Source organism: Mesorhizobium sp. M5C.F.Ca.IN.020.32.2.1, assembly GCF_004023105.1.
GTDB classification, from domain to species: Bacteria; Pseudomonadota; Alphaproteobacteria; order Rhizobiales; family Rhizobiaceae; genus Mesorhizobium; species Mesorhizobium wenxiniae.
Genome location: NZ_RZSX01000805.1, coordinates 1 through 2844 on the forward strand (window position 1 = coordinate 1; position 2844 = coordinate 2844).

Below are 2844 nucleotides of genomic sequence, written 5' to 3' on the forward strand. Positions count from 1 at the left end.
GCGCGGTACTGGCGGAGGCAGCCATTCAAGCGCCGCAGATCGAACTGTGCGGCGAAGTTGTCTTCGAGCTCTTTCTCAAGTTTGCGTCGCAATCGCTCGGCGTCTTTGTGTCGCGAGGCATATTGCCCAAGCACCAGGTCATCGAGTTCTTGGAAGCTGCCGCTCTCACGAAAATCGGCAAAGGTGACTTTCAGATCCGACGACAGTTGTTCGTCCGAGTTCACGGTCGCCAGGATTGAAATTTCATCGTTTGTTGTCAGGGCGCCGGTCGTGAGGTTCGCTGACCCGATCAGACACCGAACCTGGCCTTCGCTTCGTCCGACATAGGACTTCGGGTGAAAGGTTGCGGTCTTGCCGTTTGCAAGAAACATTTCGAAGGCCCCGAACCGCTTCTTTATTGCGAGCAAATGCGCGAGCGCCTTTGGCTCGGTGATGTAGAAATCAGTACCGAGGAAAGCTTCAATTTTAGCGCCCTGCTTCAGGCGTGCCTCTAGGAGCAGCCCGATGATCCGTGCGCCACCCTCTTTTAGGAAGGCGACGGCGATGCTGATCTGCTCAGCGCCCTCCAAAACATGGGCGACAGCGGTCCGATGATCATCGGACGCCTTGTTCTGGATGAGTCGCATGCCGGTACATCCCCCTCAATGGCAGAATCCGCCGTCTCGAGAATAGCGGCTACCGTCCGATTTACCGCCATCTAATAGATATCCGTGTGCGTCAATTGCAACGATGTTCGAGATGTCCGCCGACAATTGTAACGAAACCTCGGATAGACTGCCGGCAGCTCACGAGCCAGGTAACAGACGACGGCTTTCGGGAACGGATGGGGGCACTTTATACGACCGATATGGCGCATTGCAGCCCGTCATTCTTGGGGCCGATAGCGGACTGGAAGCTTCGGGCCTCGGATCTTCCATAACGGACCTTCAATTCGGTGCGAGTATCTTCGTGACGTGACCCGAAGCAGACGCTTCAACAGGCCTGCTTTCGGGCCAACCGGCTAGAAAGTTCTACCTTGAACTCTGAGTGAATTCCCCGGCTTTCCTGAAACACGACCTTCGCCCTGCCTGCGCAGATGGGCGATCGAGCCATATTGGCCAGCTTGGCGCTAGCCAAGCTGCGATTTATTTTCTCGAGTTTGAAACGGATCTCTGTTAACTGATAAGGGATTCGGAGAATCTCATGTCGAATCAGACCGTCGCAAGCCTATTTTCGGGAATTGGTGGATTCGAGGTGGGTTTCGCCAAAGCGGGCCTAAAGACGTCCCTGATGTGCGAAAAGGATTCTGCGGCACAGGCCGTCTTGCGAAGCCGCTTTCCGGAGATCAGTCTTGTCGACGATGTCACGGCCATGCCTCGTCTTCCCAAGTGCGACGCCCTTGTCGGTGGCTGGCCTTGCCAGGATCTCAGTCAAGCTGGACGGATGGCTGGTTTGGACGGCAGCCAGTCCGGGCTGGTGTCGCACGTGTTCAGGTTGCTCGACGCTACACCGAAGAAGCCGAATACTATAGTTCTCGAAAACGTTGCGTTCTCCCTAAATCTGCAGAAGGGCAAGGCAGTACGGTACGTTACCGCCGAGCTAGCCGAACGCGGCTACCGCTGGGCGTACCGCGTGCTGGACACTCGGGAATTTGGGCTTCCGCATCGACGCCGGCGCATTTTCATCGTCGGCATGTTGGAGGGTGACCCCGGAAACCTCCTCTTCGACGGTATCGACCGCGTAGCGCCCGCAAGCGATTGGGCGGCCAACATCGGATTTTACTGGACTGAGGGCAATCGTGGCGTGGGTTGGACCCCTGATGCAGTACCACCCCTAAAAGGGGGCTCCGGCCTAAGCATACCTTCACCGCCTGCTATTTGGACGGTGGAAACTGGACTGTTTCAGACGCCTGGCATCGAGGATGCGGAACGCCTTCAAGGTTTCCCCGCTGGCTGGACGGCGGCTGCCCGCGACACCAATAAGGGCGAGCGCGGGCGCTGGCGCCTTGTTGGCAACGCTGTGAGCGTGCCTGTGGCGACCTGGGTCGGACAACGTCTGGTGGCCTCGGAAGCCCACAGCCTTGCCTATCAGGAACACGGTACCGAGACGCTTTCCCAGCACAACGCGGCGTGGGGTGGCCCTAAGCAGACTTCACGCTACATACCTGGGGCGGGTGAAGGACCGGCAGACGAACGCCGCGTCTCGATCGCGAGCTTTGGCTTGAACGATGCACAGACATTATCCGTCCGCGCCGCCGAGGGATTTCTTCGCCGCTACATGAAGAGTGGGCTAACTAAGAACCAAGACTTCGCGCAAGCACTGGCGACCCACTGCGGTCTCGAAGAAGTACCCGCCTAAACGCGGCGGTAGTGCTGCCTTGTCTTGTAGCGCTCAAGCCCCTTAATGAGCGAGACCATGAAGATCCTTGTCCGTCGAAACTTCTCGGTAATGTCCTGAGTGCTGAATTGGGAACCGACGGTCTCGAACGTCTCGGCGCCATGAGCAAGTGTGTTGCGCATCTGTCTTATAAGGACCAGGTCGGAACCGCCGAGGCAAGATCGCGGTGGTCGCCATCGGCTTTCGATCCGCGCGACGAAGCGTAGCAATTCCTCGTTGTCGACATTTCCGGAAAACGGCAGACGGCGCAGGTCTGATTTCCAGTCCACGACCCCAGGCGCGAACCTGGCCACGTCGCGGATGAGGCTGTCGTGGTTGGCGCCCTGGGTGAGCCGGTCGCGGAAGTGAGCTCGGGCTATCTCTTCCTGCCAGTAGTCTTTCAGAGCCATAAAGCCGCCACCGCCTGCCAGGATCTCCTGTCGCAGCCCTACCAACGCCTCTCGGGAACCGAACTCTATGCAGTTGTAC

Annotated in this window: 3 protein-coding genes; 1 reads left to right on the forward strand and 2 read right to left on the reverse strand. The window is 58.1% G+C overall.

What is annotated here, in order from left to right; translation table 11 throughout:
- Positions 1–626 (reverse strand): phospholipase D-like domain-containing protein (locus tag EOA86_RS29080; RefSeq protein ID WP_245497410.1); only part of this gene is annotated, 626 nt, incomplete at its 3' end.
- A 556-nt stretch (positions 627–1182) separates the two neighbouring features.
- Between EOA86_RS29080 and EOA86_RS29085 the strand changes: the two genes are divergently transcribed.
- Positions 1183–2337, forward strand: a complete 1155-nt coding sequence (locus EOA86_RS29085; RefSeq protein ID WP_091595092.1) for a DNA cytosine methyltransferase — start codon at positions 1183–1185, stop codon at positions 2335–2337.
- Here the strand turns inward: EOA86_RS29085 and EOA86_RS29090 are convergent.
- Positions 2334–2844: hypothetical protein (locus tag EOA86_RS29090; protein WP_206630167.1), on the reverse strand; the 511-nt coding region annotated here is incomplete at its 5' end. The genes EOA86_RS29085 and EOA86_RS29090 overlap by 4 nt on opposite strands.

Bases quoted from the DNA above. Each gene is read 5' to 3' on its own strand.
- EOA86_RS29085 (WP_091595092.1), top strand. From the start codon at position 1,183: ATGTCGAATCAGACCGTCGCAAGCCTATTTTCGGGAATTGGTGGATTC.